The following is a 20,703-nucleotide window of genomic DNA, read 5'->3' on the forward strand; positions in this document are numbered from 1 at the left end:
TAATCTGTATAATAGAATATAGGCTTTAGCCTCTGAACACTGAACACTAGTTTTAAAGCTCTTTTCGATACGTTTTTCTACGGCAGATAACCTTAGGATCAAAATTTTTCCACAACAATTGGATGGCGATATTATCAGCTAATTCAGGTGTGCGAATACAGGTTTCGATATTTTTTTCGGCAAAAGTGGTGTGGTACTCTTTGAAGATGATGGCATGAACGCCTTTGTTTTGGTATTCAGGGTGTACGCCAATCAGGTAAAAGGTTACTTCTTTGCTGTTTTTTCGGGCGTTTAATAAATGCCAGAAACCAAAAGGAAATAGTTTACCCTTGGCTTTTTGTAAGGCCTTAGAGAAGCTTGGCATCACAATGGCAAAAGCGACGATGTTGTGGTCTTTATCCTCTACAAATTTGATGTATTCGGGATTGATGAAGCTAATGTATTTTTTCTTGAAATATTCTTTTTGCACATCGGATATCGCTACAAACGATGACAAACTAGCATAAGAGGCATTGAATAAATCAAACATCTTATCGACATAAGGCATAACGTCTTTGGTTTTCTTAAAACTTAAGGCTTTGAGTTGGTAACGTCTTTTGATAAGCTCTTGTGCTTTGTCAAAATATTCTAGTTTTACATTTTTAAATGGAAACTTACTCTCGATGTATTCTTTCTCGGTTACATAACCTAATTGTTCAAAATGAGACACATAATAAGGGTGGTTGTACCAAGTAACCATCGTTCCTATTTGGTCATACCCTTCCGTAAGCACGCCTACTTTATCTAAGTTTGAAAAGCCCATAGGGCCTTCAACATATTCTAAACCATTTTTCTGTCCTAATTCATATACTTTTTCTAGTAAAGCTTTGGTTACTTCGATATCATCAATTACATCAAACCAGCCAAAACGTATTTTCTTTTTCTGTTGGTTGTTGACTTCCTCCCAGTTGATGATGGCAGCAATTCGGCCAACAATTTTGCCATCACGTGAAGCAATATAAAAATAAGCTTCTGCATTGTCAAAAGCGGGGTTTTTGGTTTTGTCAAAAGTTTCTAGTTCGTCTGCAATAATAGGCGGAACCCAATAAGCATTGTCTTTGTATAATTCGAAAGGGAATTTAATATAGTCAGTAAGTTCTTTTTTAGTTTTAGCTTCTGTAATTGTGATCATTTTGTTTGTTTAGTGATTAGTACCTCGGGATTGGTACTTGGAGCATTGCTTTAAATTGTTAGTGTTGCCCTTTTGTGTTTTTAATGTCTAAGTTTTTATCTTCGGACCAAAATTTAGCCTTTTTTAGTCTTTTTAGCTCTTCGAACTGCTTTTTTTGAATCGCCATTGTCTAGGTTTATAATAACGTCTTTGTAGGTAGCGTCATACCTCCAGGAAAAACCGATTCCGCCAAAAAGGATGGAAGGGGTCGTTTTGAAGTTGGTACTAATCGAAGCATCTATTTGCATGCTTTTGTTTATCAAATAAGCTGCTCCACCACGAACGATAGCATCGCTGTAAAAATCACTCTTAAAGCCTTGGTTTTCGACGAAACCAGACCATTTTTGGTTGAAACCTCTAGTCAATGTAAGCACGTAGCCATAACTAGGGAAATCACTCATTATATAATCAGCAATGATATTGGTTACAAAAACCCATCGGCCATCACCAAGATGATTTTGAGTAATCAACATGGCTTTTGGCGAAATACTCGCATTGGGTGAAAAATGATACGGATTGTTAGAAAAAGTAAAATTAGCTCCAGCAAAAACGGAAACGGCTGGGATTAATTGGTGCCAATTAAACCTACGATTGGCTTTCCAACTGTACACGTTAATCTTCTTTTCGTATCCTTTGAAAGGGTCGTAGATTAAATACTTAGCTCCTAATACAGTTTGTTTTAAGGCAGATTTGTTGGTTTCTACAGTTCGGGTAATTACATTTTCATATTGGTATTGCAAATCAGCTATAAATTCTAGTTTTTCGTGAACTGCACCATAACGAACACTCATATCGACTCCAAAACCGTTGGCATCAAAATTTAATAAATCATGACTCTCTTGTATACCATAAACACCAGTTTCTACTTGAAAAACAGTTTTTCCTACGGCAAAAGCCGACATTGATTTACCGGGTCTATTAGAGTTGATTTCATCAGTATGTTGACCGTATTGAACAATTGGATTGGATATAAAGGCAAGTAATAAAGCAGTTTTGAAAAGATTCATAGTGTTATTTTTTTAGGATTTACCTGAATTGCATATTTCAAATGTACTATATTTTATTATTTATTTAAGAATGATAGTTTAATTTAGAACGTTGGAATTGTTAATTTTGTATAAAATTAAAATGATTATGCAAACAGCTTCGTTTATAGGTTTTATGAGAACGTTATTTTACATTATAGCTTTCTACTATGTTTTTAAATATTTGGTTCGATTGTTTTTGCCTTATATTATGAAAAAAGTAGTTGAAAAAGCGGGAAATAGTTTTCAGCAACAACAACAGACACAAGATACTTCGTGGAACAGAACACGCTCAGGAGACGAGATATATTACAATCCTAGAGAGTCTAAAAACCCAAGAGAAACTAAAAAAGTAGGAGACTATGTTGATTATGAAGAAATAGATTAAATTTGCTACAAATTTTTATTTTTCATCAACAATAAAACGCTCAAAAATTGAAAATTATACATAAGTTATACCCGCATGCTCTTGCCATTATTGGTTTTGTTTTAGTTTCCCTTATTTATTTTTACCCTGTACTTCAAGGAAAACAAATTTTTCAATCGGACATTGCTCAATATACGGGTATGGCCAAGGAACAGAACGACTTTAGAGCTTCTGACCATATAGAGCCTTATTGGACAGATGCCGCTTTTGGAGGAATGCCTACTTATCAGCTAGGGGCAAAATACCCACATGATTACATTGGTGCTATTGATGATGCAATTCGTTTTTTACCGCGTCCAGCCGATTACTTATTTCTGTACTTTCTTGGTTTTTATGGATTATTGTTAGTTCTAAAAATTGATCCACTCAAAGCTTTTTTTGGCGCCATTGCCTTCGGTTTTTCGACCTATTTAATTATTATTTTAGGTGTTGGTCACAACGCCAAAGCTCATGCTATTGGCTATATGCCTATGGTGATTGCTGGTTTTTTATTGGTCTATCAAAAACGATATATCCTTGGAGGTTTAGTGACACTTTTCGCTACAGCCTTGGAGATTAGTGCGAATCACTTTCAGATGACCTACTATTTGTTGATTTTCTTATTGATTCTTTCGGGCTATTATACTTATCAAGCGATAAAAGATAAAGAGGTAAATGAATTGTTTAAGTCTTTTGGAGTACTAATTATTGCTGGAATTTTAGCTATTGGTGCCAATGCAACCAACTTATTAGCGACTGCTGAATATGCCGATTTTAGTACTAGGGGGAAAAGTGAATTGACTTTTAACCCTGATGGTTCAGCCAATACTAATTCAAGTGCACTTTCTAGACAATACATCACCGAATACAGTTACGGAATAGCAGAAAGTCTGAATTTGATTGCTCCACGATTATTTGGAGGGTCAAATAATGAAAACGTTGGTGTTGATAGTTATATGTATCAGTTTATGGTTTCACAAGGCGTACCTGATAATCAAGCAGCCGACTTTGTTACGGGAATGCCAACCTACTGGGGTGACCAACCTATTGTTGCTGCTCCAGCTTACATTGGAATTGTGGTTTTCTTTTTCGCTGTTTTAGCTTTATTCATTGATGAACGCAAAATAAAATATGTTTTCCTTTCTGGAGCTATTGTGGCTTTGCTGCTTTCTTGGGGAAAAAACTTCCCAGCGCTAACGGATTTCTTTATTGACTATGTACCCTTGTACAATAAGTTTAGAGCGGTTTCTTCGATTCAAGTAATTTTAGAATTGTGTTTTCCAGTGTTGGCCATCATGGGATTACAATCGTTTTTCAAACTGACTAAAGACGAGCAACAAAAGGGATTGCTTCAAAGCGCTGCTGTTGGGTTTGGAATTATTATCGTTTTACTATTATGCAAAGGGATGTTCAGTTTTACTGGAGGTAGCGATGCTTATTATTTAGAATCCTATGGTCCTGAATTTGTTGAAGCCCTAAAAACAGATAGAAAGAGTTTATACAGCGCCGACTTATTGCGTTCTGGATTTTTAATTCTATTGGTTGTTGGAACGCTATGGTTGTTTATGAAGAATAAAATGACTCAAAAAACAGCTATTATTGTCGTAGCCTTATTTATGGTTTCGGACTTGTTTTTTGTGGCCAAAAAATATGTTTCTGCCAAGGATTTTGTGAGTGGGAGAGAAGTAGCAGTTCCTTTTCAAGAAACCCCTTCAGACAGTGAAATATTAAAAGATACCACGCATTATAGAGTGTTTGAAGTAAATGGTAATTTCTCAAGTGCGAGAGCTTCTTATTTTCATAAGTCTATTGGTGGATACCACGCAGCAAAACCAAGAAGAATTCAGCAGTTATTTGATTATCAAATTTCCAAAAACAATATGGAAGTTTTGAATATGTTGAATGTAAAATACGTTATTCAAACGGATAAAGAAGGAAAAGAATTCCCAACCATCAATCCGAACGCTAATGGAAATGCTTGGTTTGTTCACGATATCAAATTAGTGAATAAGGCCAATGACGAAATGAAAGCTTTGGATAAATTAAATACTAAAGTTGCGGCAATTTTTAATATTCAAATTTATGGTGATAAGTTTAAAAATGTACGTTTAAAAAGAAATTTAGACACCACTGGAACGATTCAGTTAGAAAAATATAAGCCAAATTATTTGAAATATACAGCAGAAACTAAAAAAGAAGGTTTAGCTGTTTTCTCTGAGATTTATTATGAAAAAGGATGGAATGCTTATATTGATGGAGAATTAACGGATCATTTTCCTGTAAATTATGTTCTTAGAGCGATGATGGTGCCAGCAGGAAAACATACAATCGAATTCAAATTTGAACCTGATGTAATTAAAACAGGTAGCACGATTACTTTGATAAGCTCAGGAATTATCTTGTTACTATTGATTGGTGGGGTTTATTATGAAAGAAAGAAGAAGGTCCATCAAGAAGATAAATAAACAGACTTTTTAAAATCGTATATTTGAGTATGAAAATTCAAGACCCAAATAAAAATAGGAAACTAAGTAAATCAACAATAACGAAAGTTTCTGATTTACAAAAGCTTTATATAGAACGCTTAGAGCGATTTATGGCATTGGTTGAGCTTTCCTATGCTTTAAAAACAGCTCCAAGAATTATTCAGAAAAAATAATGCTTCACGAAATTTTAAATATCTGGAAAGAGTTCAATGCAAATCATTTACGCTATTTAACCATTGGTGGATTAGCAGTTAATATTTACGGTTATACAAGAAATACTGGCGATATTGATATTTTGATTGAAGACACTTTGGAGAACAGGAAAAACCTTCGTAAGGCTTTTGCTGCGATTGGAATAGGGGATTTTTCATCTATTGAAACGATGCAGTTTGTTCCTAGTTTTACTGATTTCACTATTTCTTATGGCTTGCGATTGGATGTGATGACTTCTATTAAAGGTCTAGAGAGTGAAAATTTTGAAGATTTGTTAAATAAGGCGACAATTGTAACCTTAGAAGAAGTGCCCGTTTATTTTTTGGACTATGATAGTTTAATAAAAGCAAAGAAAGCAACCAACAGACCTAAAGATATTTTAGATATTGAAGAGTTAGGGAAATTAAATAACGAAGGGCAGTAATAACTTTTTGCCGATTAAAACTTCAATACATAAACTTGGAATCAAAAAAACTTTTAATTATTACCTATTATTGGCCACCTGCAGGAGGACCAGGAGTTCAACGTTGGCTGAAATTTGTAAAATACTTACCTGACTTTGGGGTACAACCTATTGTCTATATACCTGAGAATCCCACTTATCCTATTGTAGACGAAAATCTTGTTAGTGATGTTTCGGATAAGGCGGTTGTTATTAGGAAACCTATTTTTGAACCGTACCAATTGGCTTCTTTTTTATCGAAGAATAAAACCAAGAAAATTAGTTCGGGGATTATTCCCAATAAAAAGAAACAAAGTTTTTTAGATAAATTATTTCTTTGGATACGCGGGAACCTTTTTATTCCAGATGCCCGTGTGTTTTGGGTAAAACCTTCGGTTGCTTTTTTAGAGAAATATATTGTCGAGAATAATATTGATACTATTGTAACCTCAGGGCCACCACACAGTTTGCATTTAATAGGATTAGAATTAAAACAGAAATTGGCTATCAAATGGTTCGCTGATTTTCGTGACCCTTGGACTACTATTGGATATCATAAATCTTTGCGTTTATCCTCTTTTGCAGCTAAGAAACACAAGCGTTTAGAGCACCAAGTTTTAAATACTGCCGATACGATTATTGTAACCAGTAAAACCACAAAAACCGAATTTCAAGCCATAACAACAAAACCTATTGCTGTTATTACAAATGGCTATGATGTGGAGCCAGTTGCTAATCAAGTTTTGGACGCTAAATTTACCTTGGCGCATATCGGTTCGTTTTTATCGGAACGAAATCCTAAAATTTTATGGGAGTCTTTAGTTGAGTTAATCGCTGAAGTTCCTAATTTCAAAGAACAAGTCGAAATCAAATTGATTGGTGCCGTAAGCCAAGAGGTATTGGAAACCATCACACAATTTGGTTTAAATAATTATTTGAATAACCTAGGTTATGTTTCTCATGAACAAGCCATTGTACATCAAAAAAAATCTCAGGTTTTATTACTTATCGAAATAGATTCCGAAGATACGAAGAGCATTATCCCAGGAAAATTATTCGAATACATGGTTTCTAACCGTCCTATTGTTGCCATTGGACCAGCAGGTTCTGATTTCGCCGAAATCATCACTGGGACTAATACAGGACAATTCTTTGAATATACTGAAAAGGAACGCTTAAAAAGTGTAATTTTGGACCTTTATAATCAGTTTTTGGAAGGGAAATTACAATCACACGGAATTGGATTGCAAAAATATTCCAGAAAGAATCTCACTAAAGAATTGGTAAATCTTCTAAATACCAACTCCTAACTTCCAACTTCTAACTTTACAAAATGGGAATCGTTTTAAATCAGTCGTTAAAAAACACTATCATAACCTATTTAGGATTTGGAGTAGGTGCTATCAATACCCTTTATTTGTACCCTGTATTTTTGGGTGCTACCTATTATGCCGTGGCCAATTATATTCTTTCGGCTGCTAATGTGATTATGCCTTTGTTTGCCATAGGGATGCAAAATACCTTGGTGAAATACTATACACAATACAAAACCGAAGAGGAAAGAGAGCGCTTTTTATCTTTTACTGTTTTGTTCCCGTTGTTGCTTTGTATACCGCTGGGATTAATAGGATTGTTTTATTATGATGACATAGTATATTTTGTTTCGAAGAAGAATCCTGTAGTCAATGAATTCATCTGGCTAATTCCTTTTATAGGTTTGTGTATGGCCTATTTTGAGATTTTTTATGCTTGGGCTAGGGTGCATATGCATTCTGTTTTTGGAAATTTCATCAAAGAAGTTGGATTACGTATCTTTTCACTTTTGGCATTAATAGCGGTTTATTACAAATGGATAACCGTAGTCGATTTTGTTTACGTTACCGCTGGAATTTATTTCTTGGCATTAATTGTGACCATGTGGTATGCTTTCCGCATCAAGCAGCCTAATTTTCAGTTTACAATACCTCAAAACGTAAAGGAAATTCTGGAATATACTTTTTACATTATCTTATCAGGTAGTGTGGCTAATTTGCTTTTAGATGGTGATAAAATCATGTTGAATCAATACATGTTGATTGATAATATTGCTTATTACTCCGTGGCAACATATATCGCATTGGTAATTTCAGTTCCAAGTCGTGCCATGCACCAAATCGTGTATCCCATTACCGCTAGATTAATGCACGAGGACAAACACGATGAATTGAATGAACTATACAAAAAAACGTCTATCAACTTACAAGTTGTAGGTGGTTTTGTGATGCTGTGTATTTTTGTCAACATCAACCAAATGTATGAGTTAGTCCCTAAAGAATATAGCGGCGGTATAGTTGTTGTTTTTATGATTGGAATATCGAAATATTTTGACTTGATTCTCGGAAATAACAATGCCATCATCTTCAATTCAAAATACTACCGAATGGTCTTGTTTCTAGGGCTTTTTCTAGTCTTTTTGACCATTGCACTCAATATGTTTTTTATTCCACGATACGGGATTTTAGGCTCAGCATTCGCCACTTTATTGTCGATTACTTTATACAGTTTGGCCAAATTACTTTTCGTAGTCAAACGCATGCATTTATACCCGTTTACCAAGGAAACTGTTTCCTCCATCGTTTTGACCACGGCGGTTTTTGTGGCATTCTATTTCTGGGAATTCCCCATGTATCCATTAATCGCAATCACTTTAAAATCGATTTTAGTAACCATCGTTTATTTGTATTTGAACTATAAATTCAAAATTTCTCCCGAAATCAATGGTGTTTTGGATACCATTTACAAAAGAATAAAAAAGAACTAAGTTTCTTTTAGGAAGAGGAGCATTCAGGAAATAAAAACGTTTGCTCCCGCTATCCACAGTATCTTTTATCTTTTGTTCGTTCCTCTCACAAGATAAAAGGATACTTTGTTCCTATCGGGCTTAGGAAAGAGCATTTCATCTTCGAATTGCGTGTTCTATTTAGCAGCCGACAGTTTTACCACAAAGAAGCACAAAGGATACACCAAGATTCACAAAGTTTTTAAGTGTAGTTTAGAATGCAATTAATTAAATTTTAAACTCTTCAGTCCTAACTCATATGCTCTTTTTTGAGCTTAAAGTATTTGATACTAACTGTTTATATGTTCTTAAATGACTTATATGTTTCAAAATTCAACACTAAGATTGTAAAAGTTAATATGTTTTAGAACACAGTTGGTATAGAATTAAATTATCTCACTTTTATAAACTTTTATGAACTTAAAGCATTTGATACTAACTGTTTATATGTTCTTAAATGTCTTATATGTTTTAAAAATCAACACAAAGATTGTAAATAGTATTATGTTTTAGAACAAAGATGGTATAGATTTAAATTATCTCTTTTCTTTAACTTTTTTGTACTTGAAGCTTTTGATACTAACTATTTATATGTTCTTATATGACTTATATGTTTCAAAATTCAACACTAAGATTGTAAAAGTTAATATGTTTTAGAACACATTTGGTATAGAATTAAATTATCTCACTTTTATAAACTTTTATGAACTTAAAGCATTTGAAACTATCCATTTATATGTTCTTATATGACTTATATGTTTCAAAATTCAACACTAAGATTGTAAAAGTTAATATGTTTTAGAACACAGTTGGTATAGAATTAAATTATCTCACTTTTATAAACTTTTATGAACTTAAAGCATTTGATACTAACTATTTATATGTTCTTATATGTCTTATATGTTTTAAAAAATCAACACTGAGATTGTAAATAGTATTATGTTTTAGAACAAAGATGGTATAGATTTAAGTTATCTCTTTTCTTTAACTTTTTTGTACTTGAAGTATTTGAAACTATCCATTTATATGTTCTTATATGACTTATATGTTTCAAAAATCAACACATAGATGGTAAAATAATAATAGTTTCTTCCCTAAATATTAATCTGTTTCATGGGGTATTCTATTCCTAATGCGATAAATTTGCAAATAAAAATCTGTAATGCAAATCTTTAATGATATCAAAGTAATTATTACCGACTTAGACGGAACCTTGTTAAATCCTTCACATGCCATTTCGGACTATACTCAGTCAGTATTTCGGGAACTACACAAGCAAAATTATTTAATCATTGTTGCTACAGGAAGACATCATCTAGACGCTATGCCGTTAATAGAACCTTTAGGTTTTCCTGTTTATCTAGTAACTTCAAATGGCGCCCGAATTCATTCACCAAAAAAAGAATTGTTATTTGCTTTTGATATAAAAAGTGAGACTATTAAATCGGTAATGTCTTTAGGAATTTCTTCTGAGTTTACGACGGTTTTGTTTAAGGAAGACGTTTGGTACACTAATAAGCATAACGAAAAACTAAATGATTTCCAGCCAAAACTGAATTATTTGCCACAAATAGTCAACTATGATGAAGTGGAAGATTTGAGTACTATAAAAATGTTTTTTACTCATGAAGAACATACGAAACTGCTAGAGTTACGTGATTTTATTTTAGAAAAACATGCCAACCTTCTTTCACATGCTTTTAGTTTGCCATTATGTTTGGAGTTCATGGACCTTTCGGTTGATAAAAGTGTGGCGATTGCCAAAGTATTAGAAATAGAAAACTACAGCTTCCAACAAGCGATTTCTTTTGGTGATGGATTCAATGATGAACGTATGCTAACTTCGACAGCCAAAGGCTTGATAATGGGAAATGCACCGGATAGTTTGAAAACAAAATTACCAGAGTTGGAAGTTATTTTGACAAATGCAGAAGATGGTGTAGCGCAGTATTTGTCTCAAAACATCTTGAATAAATAAGTTGTATTTTGAAACATACAGTTAATTAATTGTAGAACATATAAAATATATGAGAGCATATAAGTTTTGATGGCACAGGATTGATTAAAAGATTCGTGTAAATTATTTTAATTTCTTTAATCTGTGTTCTAAAAATAGTTAGCAGTGTTTTGTTTTGGTTCTAGAGCCAATTCTAGTGCGATTTACTACTAATTTTTTTTAATGCGTTTGACATGCATATTTCTTGGGTTTCTTTCTAAAATAATCTTAAATTTGTGCCTTCATAAAAACAACACAACATTTTACAAATGAGCAATACAATAACAACTACCAATTTTAATTTTCCAAATCAAAAATCGGTTTATAGAGGTAAAGTTAGAGAAGTGTATAATATCAATGATGATTTATTAGTGATGATTGCTACCGATAGATTATCAGCTTTTGATGTGGTATTGCCAAAAGGGATTCCGTACAAAGGACAAATTTTGAACCAAATCGCCACTAAATTCATGGAATTAACAGCTGATATTGTTCCTAACTGGTTGATAGCTACTCCAGACCCAAGTGTTGCTGTAGGTTATTTGTGTGAGCCTTTCAAAGTAGAAATGGTGATTCGTGGTTACCTGTCAGGTCATGCTTCTCGTGAGTATGCTGCTGGAAAAAGAACGCTTTGTGGTGTTGCCATGCCAGAAGGGTTAAAAGAAAACGATAAATTTCCTGAACCTATTATCACGCCAACAACAAAGGCAGATAACGGAGAACACGATGCCGATATTTCTAGAGAAGCGATTCTAGCCAATGGCTTGGTAACTGAAGAAGATTATATAGTACTTGAAAACTATACTAGAGCTTTGTTTCAAAGAGGTACTGAAATTGCCGCAAGTCGTGGTTTGATTTTGGTTGATACCAAATACGAATTCGGAAAAACAAAAGAAGGACAAATTGTTTTGATTGACGAAATCCACACTCCAGATTCTTCTCGCTATTTTTATGCTGAGGGTTACCAAGAAAGACAGGACAAAGGTGAAGAGCAAAAACAATTGTCTAAAGAGTTTGTTCGTCGTTGGTTAATTGAAAATGGTTTCCAAGGTAAAGAAGGTCAACAAATCCCTGAAATGACTGATGCTTACATTGAAACAGTTTCAGATAGATATATCGAATTATACGAAAATATATTAGGTGAAAAGTTTGTAAAAGCTGATATCACCAACATCAATGAAAGAATTGAGAAAAATGTGTTGAATTATTTAGCTTCAAAATAATTTCAAGCCTTTTTTAATAAACAAAGCCACAATCTAAAATTTAGAGTTGTGGCTTTTTATTTGAAGTAGAATTTGGCACTGTGAGGTAATAATCAATTATTAATCCTAGTAGCTTTAATGATTAAACCTAGATTAAGAATTGGAACAAGGATTACAAAGTTTTTTTTGATTGTTTTATAAGATAAAATCTGCGGAAACTTGTTTCATCTGCGCCAAAAAACAATAGAATCCTAATGCGGATTTTGGGTTAAATCCATTTATTTTTCCAATACAACTTTTAAATTGTCTAGTCCGCCTTGTAAATCCTTCCCTAGTAGTTCATCCATTTTCATCATCGGGAGCATTAAGTTCATAGGGTAGGGCATTCTACCATTAAACCCCCATTTAACTTTGGTTTCCTTATCCGAAATTGCTTCTGTCGTAAAATAAGCATTGTCAGTGGCTTCAAATGGTTTTTTAAAACGTAATTCTACATCCATGCGTTCGCCAGGTGTAATACTCTTAATTTCCTGTTCGCCAGTGCCCACTTGTTCGTTTTCACTTTCCCATCCCGCAATTGCACCTGCAGTTCCATCAACACCTGTAAATGTTTTTTTCATCGCTGGATCCATTTTGGACCATACACTAAAATGATCCTGATTTTTTAAGTATTTAATATAATTAAATACCGAATCTTTGGGTTGGTTAATGACAATTTCTCTTTCTACAGCATACTCTTTGGGCATGAATATAGCTGCAAATAATGCCAATGAAATTAACACTAGAATGGTAAACAAAATTTTTTTAATGATTTTCATAATTGTCTTGTTTAGATTATCTATTAGTTGTTATTTTTTAATTTGAGATTCATAGCAATCAATCCAGTTTTGGACACTCATTTTCTGGGCTAAAATTCCAATTAATTCAAAAGGAATTTTATTTTTTTTACTGAAACGAATACAACTTTTTCCCATGTCTAATTTTTGGTCTGTATATTTTGGATATTCATTTGTAAACCATTTTAAAAGTTCAGGATTGGCATATAATCCCAAATGATATATTGCGAAATATTTTTTTTGAGAAGCTATAGTAATAAATGGCAAAGGCAATTTTGGATTGCAATGATAACCGTTTGGGTATAGGTCATGTGGTACTACATAACCAATCATGCCATAGCTCAGTTCTTCGAAAAATCCTTCCGGAATATTTTTAAGGATTGCTTCTCGAAGTTTTTCCATGACTTCTTTTTCTTCTGGAAGAAGTTCACTCAAATAATCAGATACTGTTTGTGCTTTTGACTGCATTTCACGAAATCTTTAGAGTAAATATAATAAAAAAATAACCGCAATTCTATACTACACCCAAATAGATTTTACCTTTATGATTTGGTCTGAAAAGGAAATTTTATTTGAAATAGATTGGTGTTTTCTTTAGGAATACTGTAGTGAATAGTAGCATTGTGTATGTTTAAAATTCGTTGAACAATTCGCAATCCAAGTCCGAATCCAATAGTTCCAGTTGCATTCTTTCCACGCATAAAAGGCTGGAAAAGATTGAGCTGTTTTTCGCTATCTAAGGTCTTGCCATTGTTTGCTATTGAAACATAAAGATTGGCTGTGTCACAAGAGATGGTTACTTCTGCTTGCTTATTGGTCGAGTATACACAGGCATTTTTTAGAACATTTGTTAAGGCTATTTCTAATATATTTTTATTCCCTTGTATTTCAAGCGCTGTTTCGAGCTGTTCGTTATCTTCCATATCAAAAAGGATGATAAAGTCGGGGTAGCTTTTGTTTATTTTTTCAATAGCATTAAACAAAAGTTCATCAATACGAATCAACTCTTTTTCATGTGTTTTTCTATTGTCCGTTTTAGATAGTAATAATAATGAATGTATCAATTCTGTCAATTGATTAACATCGCTAAGAATTGTTTTAAGAAAGGATTTGCTCTCATTATTAATGTTAGGATCGTTTATTTTATTTTCTATTTGAGATGTAATTCTCGATAGGGGAGTACGAAGTTCGTGTGAAGCATGAGCAGTGAATTCTTTTTGTTTTTGGTAGGACTCCTCAATACGGTCCATCATAAAATTAAATTCATTGGCAATTAAATCAATTTCATTTTTATTGCTCTTGGATACAATACGTGTGTCCAAGTTGTTTTCATTAATGTTTTTTATTTTTTGGTGAAAAAGACCTAGAGGCATTATGGCTTTTCGCACCATCCACGAAGTAAGAAACCAACAAATTGACGTAAAAACAAGGTAAGAAATAAGAAGAATGTATTTTAGGTAAACTGTTTTTCGATTTCCATAACGGTCTTTAGCCGAAATTAATACATAATAATCTTTATCATTAGTATCAAAGAAAATCCCGTAGAATTCATTTTCTCCCTGCTTCTTAAAAAAGGACTTGTTTTTCTTTAGGTATTTTAAGTCAGTGAGGTACCAATTTATTTTAGCACCATCAATACTGCTATATATTAATTTAAAATTAGAATCAAAAATCAAGGTTTTTTCATTGTATAATTTATTTAATGAATTTTTATCCATTAATCGCAACAAATTATAATCGGGTATTTTATGATCAGATAAGAATTTAATGGTCTTTAGTGCTTTTATTTCAAGGCGATCATTAAACTCTTCTTTTCGGAAATTTGAAGCTAAAACATATACAAATACAGATGCTAAACCATATAGGACAGCAAATGAAATACTAACCAGTAATGAGATTCTATTTTTTAAAGTCATTCAGAGTCATTTAAGTAATATCCATAACCAATTTTTGTGTGGATAAGTTTTACCGGATGGTCTTTATCAATTTTTTTTCTTAAAAAATTAATATAGACTTCAATCGTATTTTGATTAGTTTCAATGTGATAGTCCCATAATTGTTCTGCAATATTAGCCTTTGAAAGGACTTTTCCTTTAGCATTAGCAAGCATTAAGATGAGTTTAAATTCTTTTGGAGTTAATTTTACTTCAACACCCGCACGATAAACTTTCATTTCGGATTCTATAATTTCTAAATCATGTATTTTGATAGTGTCATTTATTATTTGTGGAATTTCTTTCCTTCTTAATAAAGAATTCACACGAGCAAACAATTCGTCAAAATGAAAAGGTTTTACAAGATAATCATCAGCTCCATTGTCAAAAGAAGTTAGTTTGTCCTCAATCTCATTAAAAGCGGTCAACATTATTATAGGTGTTTTTTTATCGACTTCTCGTATTGACTTACAAACTTCAAATCCATTTTTTCCAGGAACATTTATATCTAGAATGATTAAGTCGTAATCAAGTGCTTTGTATTTTTTTAAAAGTAAGGAACCATCATAGAAAGGGGTACACTCAAATGATTTGGAAGTAAAAAAAGTGTTTACCTCTTTAGATAAGGTAAAATCGTCTTCTAGAAGTAAAATTTTCATGGTTTGGATTGTATTAAAATTAGGTCATTTGCAATTTGTCAAATGACCTAATTTTGCAATTAAATCTTATTTAAAATAAGAGAAAGTCTCATTATTCTCTAATTTTAATAAAGTTTCATAGATTAATTTAATCACGTTTTCAACATCATCGCGGTGTACCATTTCAACTGTTGTATGCATATAACGTAGTGGAAGTGAAATCAAAGCCGAAGCAACACCACCATTACTATATGCAAAAGCATCCGTATCAGTACCTGTCACACGAGAAGATGCTAAGCGTTGAAAAGGAATTTTTTTCTCTTCAGCAGTATCTAAAATCAACTCTCTTAGGTTGTTTTGAACTGCTGGCGCATAAGTAACCACAGGACCTTTACCTATCTTTGTTTCTCCTTCAATTTTCATTTCAATCATTGGAGTAGTTGAATCATGACACACATCAGTAATGATGGCTACATTAGGCTTGATGGTTTGTGTAATCATTTCGGCACCACGCAGTCCTACTTCTTCTTGAACTGCATTAGTAATGTATAATCCAAAAGGAAGTTTGATGTTGTTTTCGTGAAGCAAACGTGCAACTTCGGCAATCATGAAACCACCCATACGGTTATCAATTGCGCGACAAACAAATTTATTTTCGTTCAAAATCATAAATTCATCAGGATAAGTAATCACACAGCCCACATGAACGCCTAATTTTTCAACCTCTTCTTTGGTTTCACAACCTAAATCAATAAAGATATTGTCTGTTTTAGCTACTTCTTCTTTTCCGCGATTACGAGTATGAATCGCTGGCCAACCAAAAACACCTTTTACAATTCCCTTTTTAGTGTGAATGTTAACTCGCTTCGATGGTGCAATTTGGTGGTCTGAACCTCCGTTGCGAATAACATAAATTAATCCGTCCTCAGTAATATAGTTTACATACCAAGCAATTTCGTCAGCATGTCCTTCGATGACAACTTTAAATGGAGCGTCTGGGTTAATAACTCCCACAGCAGTTCCATACGTATCTGTAATAAAAGTGTCAACATAAGGTTTCAAATAGTTCATCCAGATTTTCTGTCCTTCAGCTTCGTAACCAGTAGGTGAGGCATTGTTTAAGTATTGCTCTAAAAATTCAATTGATGATTGTTTTAATATCGATTCTGTGCTCATATAAATATTTTTTTGCTAATTTATAAATTTGGTATTAGACTTGTACATATAATGTATAATTTTACCCTATAATTAGTCCCCATGAAGTTTATTATTTTCCTTTTTAGTTGTTTTTGTATCTCATTTTCTGTTTTGGCACAAGAAATTCCTATGCCAGCTAAGATAGTTCGTGAAATTGATGAATCGTATGATTTCGAAACTGACACCATTCAACTGGAAGAAATCGTTATTTCCAAAGAAAAATTAGATCCTGATGCTAGAAAGCAATTCCTAATTCTTCAAAATCGAGTATATGTCACCTATCCGTATGCTAAATTAGCTGCCGAAAGATTGGTAGCACTAAATAAAGGTATGGACAGACTTACCACTAGTAAAGAGAAAAAGAAGTATTTCAAGATTGTCGAAGACTATTTGACAAATGAATTTGAAGCTAGACTAAAGAAATTATCACGCAGTCAAGGCCGAATCTTGGTTCGTTTAATCCATCGTCAAACAGGAACCACAACATTCGAACTAATCAAGTCTTTAAAAAGTGGATGGAAAGCCTTTTGGTCTAATACAGCAGCCAGTGTTTTTGATATTGATTTAAAATCAAAGTACGAACCATATGATAATAAAGAAGATTTTTTGATAGAAACGATACTCCATAGAAGCTTTAGTTCTGGTAGATTGCAAAATCAGCCTCCAGCTAATCCTATAAATATCGATGATTTAAGTGATCATTGGTTACAGAAAAAAGAATAGACTCCAGCGCTCCTTATATATAGGAGCGTTTTTTTTAGGAGCTAATCCTGCTATCCGCTATATCTTGTGGCGGCATAAATGCCCGCCGCCACAAGGATGCCGCTACTATCAGGGCTAGGGCAGAGGTGGTTTCAGGAAGATTCCGTTATTAAGAGTGTTTGATACTATATGTAGATACGAAAGAGTGTCTTTATTATATTGTATTAAAATTTTAGTGCGTCTCTTTGTTAATCTTAGTAAAATCCGCTCCAGTATCCCTTTAATCTGTGCCAATCTGCGAAATCTGCGTTAAAACCTTTGTGTATCTCTGTGTTTTCTCTGTGAAATCCCTTTTTATAGTGTCTTTAATCTGTGCTAATCTGAGAAATCTGTGTTCAAACTATTCATGTATTCCTTGTTTCCTCTGTGCATCTTCATAAAATCCCTTTTTATAGTGTCTTTAATCTGTGCTAATCTGAGCCATCTGTGTTCAAACTATTCATATCTTTCCTGTTTCCTCTGTGTATCTTTGTGAAATCCCTATTAAAGTGTATTCAATCTGAGCCATCTGTGTTTAATTGCTTTGTGATCTTAGTGCTTCCTTGGTGCTCTTTGTGTTTAAAAAAGTCTAAACTCTTACAAAACCATAATTCTTTTCAAAAACAATATTCACATTTTCAGCGAGTTGAGAAAAAGGTTAAAATAAAGTTACGAAAAGCTATTGTTTAATTGAATAAAGGCGGTACTTTTGCACCCGCAACAAGCAAGACGTTCACTGATATACTGACAAGCGATTGAGATATAAAGGAGATAAAACTTCTTAAAATAAATATCAAAAAAAGCTTGTGAGAAAAGAATTTACGTTTTACATTTGCACCCCGCAAAAGCGTTAAGTTATTTGAAATACTGACAAGAGAAATAAGGTTTTAATCTTTGAAAAAAGAATAAAAAAAACTTTAAATTTTTCTTGTGAGATTAAAAAGAAGTTGTACTTTTGCACCCGCTTCGAGAAACACAAACATTGTGAAAACGAAGAGAAAATAAGAAGAACACGTTCCTAGACATATTGAATTGACAGCCGTTCTTAGAAGAGATTTTAAGAACAAAAGAATAAGAGTAATAGAATCGATAGATTTGAAACGAACCACTAGAACTTCAGTCAAAAATAAATAGTCCGCCACGGCGGACGCACAATATACGATGAAGAGTTTGATCCTGGCTCAGGATGAACGCTAGCGGCAGGCCTAACACATGCAAGTCGAGGGGTATAGTTCTTCGGAACTAGAGACCGGCGCACGGGTGCGTAACGCGTATGCAATCTACCTTTCACAGAGGGATAGCCCAGAGAAATTTGGATTAATACCTCATAGTATTATAGGATGGCATCATTTTATAATTAAAGTCACAACGGTGAAAGATGAGCATGCGTCCCATTAGTTAGTTGGTAAGGTAACGGCTTACCAAGACCGCGATGGGTAGGGGTCCTGAGAGGGAGATCCCCCACACTGGTACTGAGACACGGACCAGACTCCTACGGGAGGCAGCAGTGAGGAATATTGGTCAATGGACGCAAGTCTGAACCAGCCATGCCGCGTGCAGGATGACGGTCCTATGGATTGTAAACTGCTTTTGTACAGGAAGAAACCGCTCTACGTGTAGAGCCTTGACGGTACTGTAAGAATAAGGATCGGCTAACTCCGTGCCAGCAGCCGCGGTAATACGGAGGATCCAAGCGTTATCCGGAATCATTGGGTTTAAAGGGTCCGTAGGCGGCCTTATAAGTCAGTGGTGAAATCTCCCCGCTCAACGGGGAAACGGCCATTGATACTGTAGGGCTTGAATTATTAGGAAGTAACTAGAATATGTAGTGTAGCGGTGAAATGCTTAGAGATTACATGGAATACCAATTGCGAAGGCAGGTTACTACTAATATATTGACGCTGATGGACGAAAGCGTGGGTAGCGAACAGGATTAGATACCCTGGTAGTCCACGCCGTAAACGATGGATACTAGCTGTTGGGGGCAACTTCAGTGGCTAAGCGAAAGTGATAAGTATCCCACCTGGGGAGTACGAACGCAAGTTTGAAACTCAAAGGAATTGACGGGGGCCCGCACAAGCGGTGGAGCATGTGGTTTAATTCGATGATACGCGAGGAACCTTACCAAGGCTTAAATGTAGATTGACCGTTTTGGAAACAGAACTTTCGCAAGACAATTTACAAGGTGCTGCATGGTTGTCGTCAGCTCGTGCCGTGAGGTGTCAGGTTAAGTCCTATAACGAGCGCAACCCCTGTTGTTAGTTGCCAGCGAGTCAAGTCGGGAACTCTAACAAGACTGCCAGTGTAAACTGTGAGGAAGGTGGGGATGACGTCAAATCATCACGGCCCTTACGCCTTGGGCTACACACGTGCTACAATGGACGGTACAGAGAGCAGCCACTATGCAAATAGGAGCGAATCTATAAAACCGTTCTCAGTTCGGATCGGAGTCTGCAACTCGACTCCGTGAAGCTGGAATCGCTAGTAATCGGATATCAGCCATGATCCGGTGAATACGTTCCCGGGCCTTGTACACACCGCCCGTCAAGCCATGGAAGCTGGGGGTGCCTGAAGTCGGTGACCGCAAGGAGCTGCCTAGGGTAAAACTGGTAACTAGGGCTAAGTCGTAACAAGGTAGCCGTACCGGAAGGTGCGGCTGGAACACCTCCTTTCTAGAGCCTTAGTGTTAGCGTAAGCACGCTAAGGAAAAAGACGAAAAGAACTATTGGGATTAGATTTAGACATTATATTACTCTTGCTGTTAATTTAAAAAAAAAGAATAAAACTTAAGTAAAACAGAGTCTCGTAGCTCAGCTGGTTAGAGTACTACACTGATAATGTAGGGGTCGGCAGTTCGAGTCTGCCCGGGACTACTATTTAAACTTAAGAAAAGGAAATTTTAGAGGTTGGCTAACCGTCCTAAGTACTGTTAACTGAGAACTGTTAACTGTACACTAAAGAATGGGGGATTAGCTCAGCTGGCTAGAGCGCCTGCCTTGCACGCAGGAGGTCAACGGTTCGACTCCGTTATTCTCCACAATTTCAGTGGTCAGTCCACAGAAAGATAGTAATCAGTTTAACTGAATACTAAAAACTGAATACTGAACACTAGAAAAAAGTTCATTGACATATTGAGATAAGAAAAATATAAAAAGTAGAAAGCGTTTTTTACTATTTATAGTAGAAAACAAACAAAAACGGTCATAATTAAATTTATGATTGGTACAATAAGCAAAATAAGGGCGTATGGGGGATGCCTAGGCTCTCAGAGGCGATGAAAGGCGTGATAAGCTGCGAAAAGTTACGGGGATCTGCACACAAGAGTTGATCCGTAAATACCTGAATGGGGCAACCCACTATGTTGAAGACATAGTACACCGATAGGTGGGCAAACCCGCTGAACTGAAACATCTAAGTAGGCGGAGGAGAAGAAAACAAAAGTGATTCCGTAAGTAGTGGCGAGCGAACGCGGATTAGCCCAAACCAGTGTTGTTACGGCAATGCTGGGGTTGTAGGACCACGACATTTCTTGCATGAAGAATTAGAATTTACTGGAAAG

At 34.7% G+C, this 20,703-nt stretch carries 16 protein-coding genes, 2 tRNA genes and 2 rRNA genes (1 of these 20 running past the window's edge); 13 read left to right on the forward strand and 7 right to left on the reverse strand.

Features of this window, described 5'->3' with window-relative positions; genetic code table 11:
- Positions 1–52: 52 nt before the first annotated feature.
- Positions 53–1,171: a GTP cyclohydrolase gene (locus SLW70_RS11155; RefSeq protein WP_320888463.1), complete on the reverse strand. Its 1,119-nt coding sequence runs from the start codon at positions 1,169–1,171 to the stop codon at positions 53–55.
- A gap of 113 nt (positions 1,172–1,284) precedes the next feature.
- Positions 1,285–2,217 carry a transporter gene (locus tag SLW70_RS11160; RefSeq protein WP_320888464.1) on the reverse strand — a complete coding sequence of 311 codons (933 nt, stop codon included), beginning with the start codon at positions 2,215–2,217 and terminating at the stop codon, positions 1,285–1,287.
- A 121-nt stretch (positions 2,218–2,338) separates the two neighbouring features.
- Here SLW70_RS11160 and SLW70_RS11165 point away from each other — a divergent pair, with 121 nt between their 5' ends.
- The 8 genes from SLW70_RS11165 (at position 2,339) to SLW70_RS11200 (ending at position 11,819) form a co-directional block, all read left to right on the forward strand.
- Positions 2,339–2,623 (forward strand): DUF4834 family protein, encoded by a 285-nt coding sequence (locus SLW70_RS11165; RefSeq protein WP_320888465.1) that lies wholly within the window; start codon positions 2,339–2,341, stop codon positions 2,621–2,623.
- Between the two features lie 47 nt (positions 2,624–2,670).
- Positions 2,671–5,106 (forward strand): YfhO family protein, encoded by a 2,436-nt coding sequence (locus SLW70_RS11170; protein ID WP_320888466.1) that lies wholly within the window; start codon positions 2,671–2,673, stop codon positions 5,104–5,106.
- 23 nt (positions 5,107–5,129) lie between these two features.
- Entirely contained in the window at positions 5,130–5,300 is a 171-nt protein-coding gene (locus tag SLW70_RS11175; RefSeq protein ID WP_320891813.1) for a hypothetical protein, read from the forward strand.
- Complete coding sequence (locus tag SLW70_RS11180; RefSeq protein WP_320888468.1) at positions 5,300–5,764, forward strand: DUF6036 family nucleotidyltransferase; 465 nt, start codon at positions 5,300–5,302, stop codon at positions 5,762–5,764. The genes SLW70_RS11175 and SLW70_RS11180 overlap by 1 nt, the downstream gene beginning before the upstream one ends.
- Before the next feature lie 35 nt (positions 5,765–5,799).
- Complete coding sequence (locus SLW70_RS11185; protein WP_320888469.1) at positions 5,800–7,092, forward strand: glycosyltransferase family 4 protein; 1,293 nt, start codon at positions 5,800–5,802, stop codon at positions 7,090–7,092.
- A gap of 23 nt (positions 7,093–7,115) precedes the next feature.
- Entirely contained in the window at positions 7,116–8,582 is a 1,467-nt protein-coding gene (locus SLW70_RS11190) for an oligosaccharide flippase family protein (RefSeq protein WP_320888470.1), read from the forward strand.
- 1,180 nt (positions 8,583–9,762) lie between these two features.
- Entirely contained in the window at positions 9,763–10,578 is an 816-nt protein-coding gene (locus SLW70_RS11195) for a Cof-type HAD-IIB family hydrolase (RefSeq protein ID WP_320888471.1), read from the forward strand.
- A 287-nt stretch (positions 10,579–10,865) separates the two neighbouring features.
- On the forward strand, positions 10,866–11,819 hold the full coding sequence (locus SLW70_RS11200) for a phosphoribosylaminoimidazolesuccinocarboxamide synthase (RefSeq protein WP_320888472.1): 954 nt from the start codon (positions 10,866–10,868) through the stop codon (positions 11,817–11,819).
- Between the two features lie 257 nt (positions 11,820–12,076).
- On the opposite strand, the gene SLW70_RS11205 is transcribed toward SLW70_RS11200, so the two are convergent.
- The 5 genes from SLW70_RS11205 to SLW70_RS11225 all read right to left on the reverse strand — a co-directional run bounded on the left by SLW70_RS11205 (position 12,077) and on the right by SLW70_RS11225 (position 16,382).
- A complete protein-coding gene (locus SLW70_RS11205; RefSeq protein ID WP_320888473.1) occupies positions 12,077–12,616 on the reverse strand; it encodes an SRPBCC family protein in 540 nt (179 codons plus the stop codon).
- A gap of 30 nt (positions 12,617–12,646) precedes the next feature.
- On the reverse strand, positions 12,647–13,102 hold the full coding sequence (locus SLW70_RS11210; RefSeq protein WP_320888474.1) for a DUF1801 domain-containing protein: 456 nt from the start codon (positions 13,100–13,102) through the stop codon (positions 12,647–12,649).
- Between the two features lie 74 nt (positions 13,103–13,176).
- Positions 13,177–14,550, reverse strand: coding sequence for a HAMP domain-containing sensor histidine kinase (locus tag SLW70_RS11215; protein WP_320888475.1), 1,374 nt, complete (start codon positions 14,548–14,550; stop codon positions 13,177–13,179).
- Positions 14,547–15,227, reverse strand: a complete 681-nt coding sequence (locus tag SLW70_RS11220; RefSeq protein ID WP_320888476.1) for a response regulator transcription factor — start codon at positions 15,225–15,227, stop codon at positions 14,547–14,549. The genes SLW70_RS11215 and SLW70_RS11220 overlap by 4 nt, the downstream gene beginning before the upstream one ends.
- A gap of 66 nt (positions 15,228–15,293) precedes the next feature.
- A complete protein-coding gene (locus tag SLW70_RS11225; RefSeq protein WP_320888477.1) occupies positions 15,294–16,382 on the reverse strand; it encodes a M42 family metallopeptidase in 1,089 nt (362 codons plus the stop codon).
- Positions 16,383–16,463: 81 nt separating this feature from the next.
- Here SLW70_RS11225 and SLW70_RS11230 point away from each other — a divergent pair, with 81 nt between their 5' ends.
- The 5 genes from SLW70_RS11230 to SLW70_RS11250 all read left to right on the forward strand — a co-directional run.
- Positions 16,464–17,126, forward strand: coding sequence for a DUF4294 domain-containing protein (locus SLW70_RS11230; protein WP_320888478.1), 663 nt, complete (start codon positions 16,464–16,466; stop codon positions 17,124–17,126).
- Between the two features lie 1,176 nt (positions 17,127–18,302).
- A 16S ribosomal RNA gene (locus SLW70_RS11235) occupies positions 18,303–19,816 on the forward strand.
- 127 nt (positions 19,817–19,943) lie between these two features.
- Positions 19,944–20,017 (forward strand) — tRNA-Ile (locus tag SLW70_RS11240).
- Between the two features lie 90 nt (positions 20,018–20,107).
- A tRNA-Ala gene (locus tag SLW70_RS11245) sits at positions 20,108–20,181 on the forward strand.
- A gap of 188 nt (positions 20,182–20,369) precedes the next feature.
- Positions 20,370–20,703, forward strand: a 23S ribosomal RNA gene (locus SLW70_RS11250); it runs 2,549 nt beyond the window's last position.
- The 16S and 23S rRNA genes sit together here with 2 tRNA genes alongside, the layout of an rRNA operon.

The sequence above is a fragment of the Flavobacterium sp. NG2 genome (assembly GCF_034119845.1).
Classification (GTDB): Bacteria; Bacteroidota; Bacteroidia; order Flavobacteriales; family Flavobacteriaceae; genus Flavobacterium.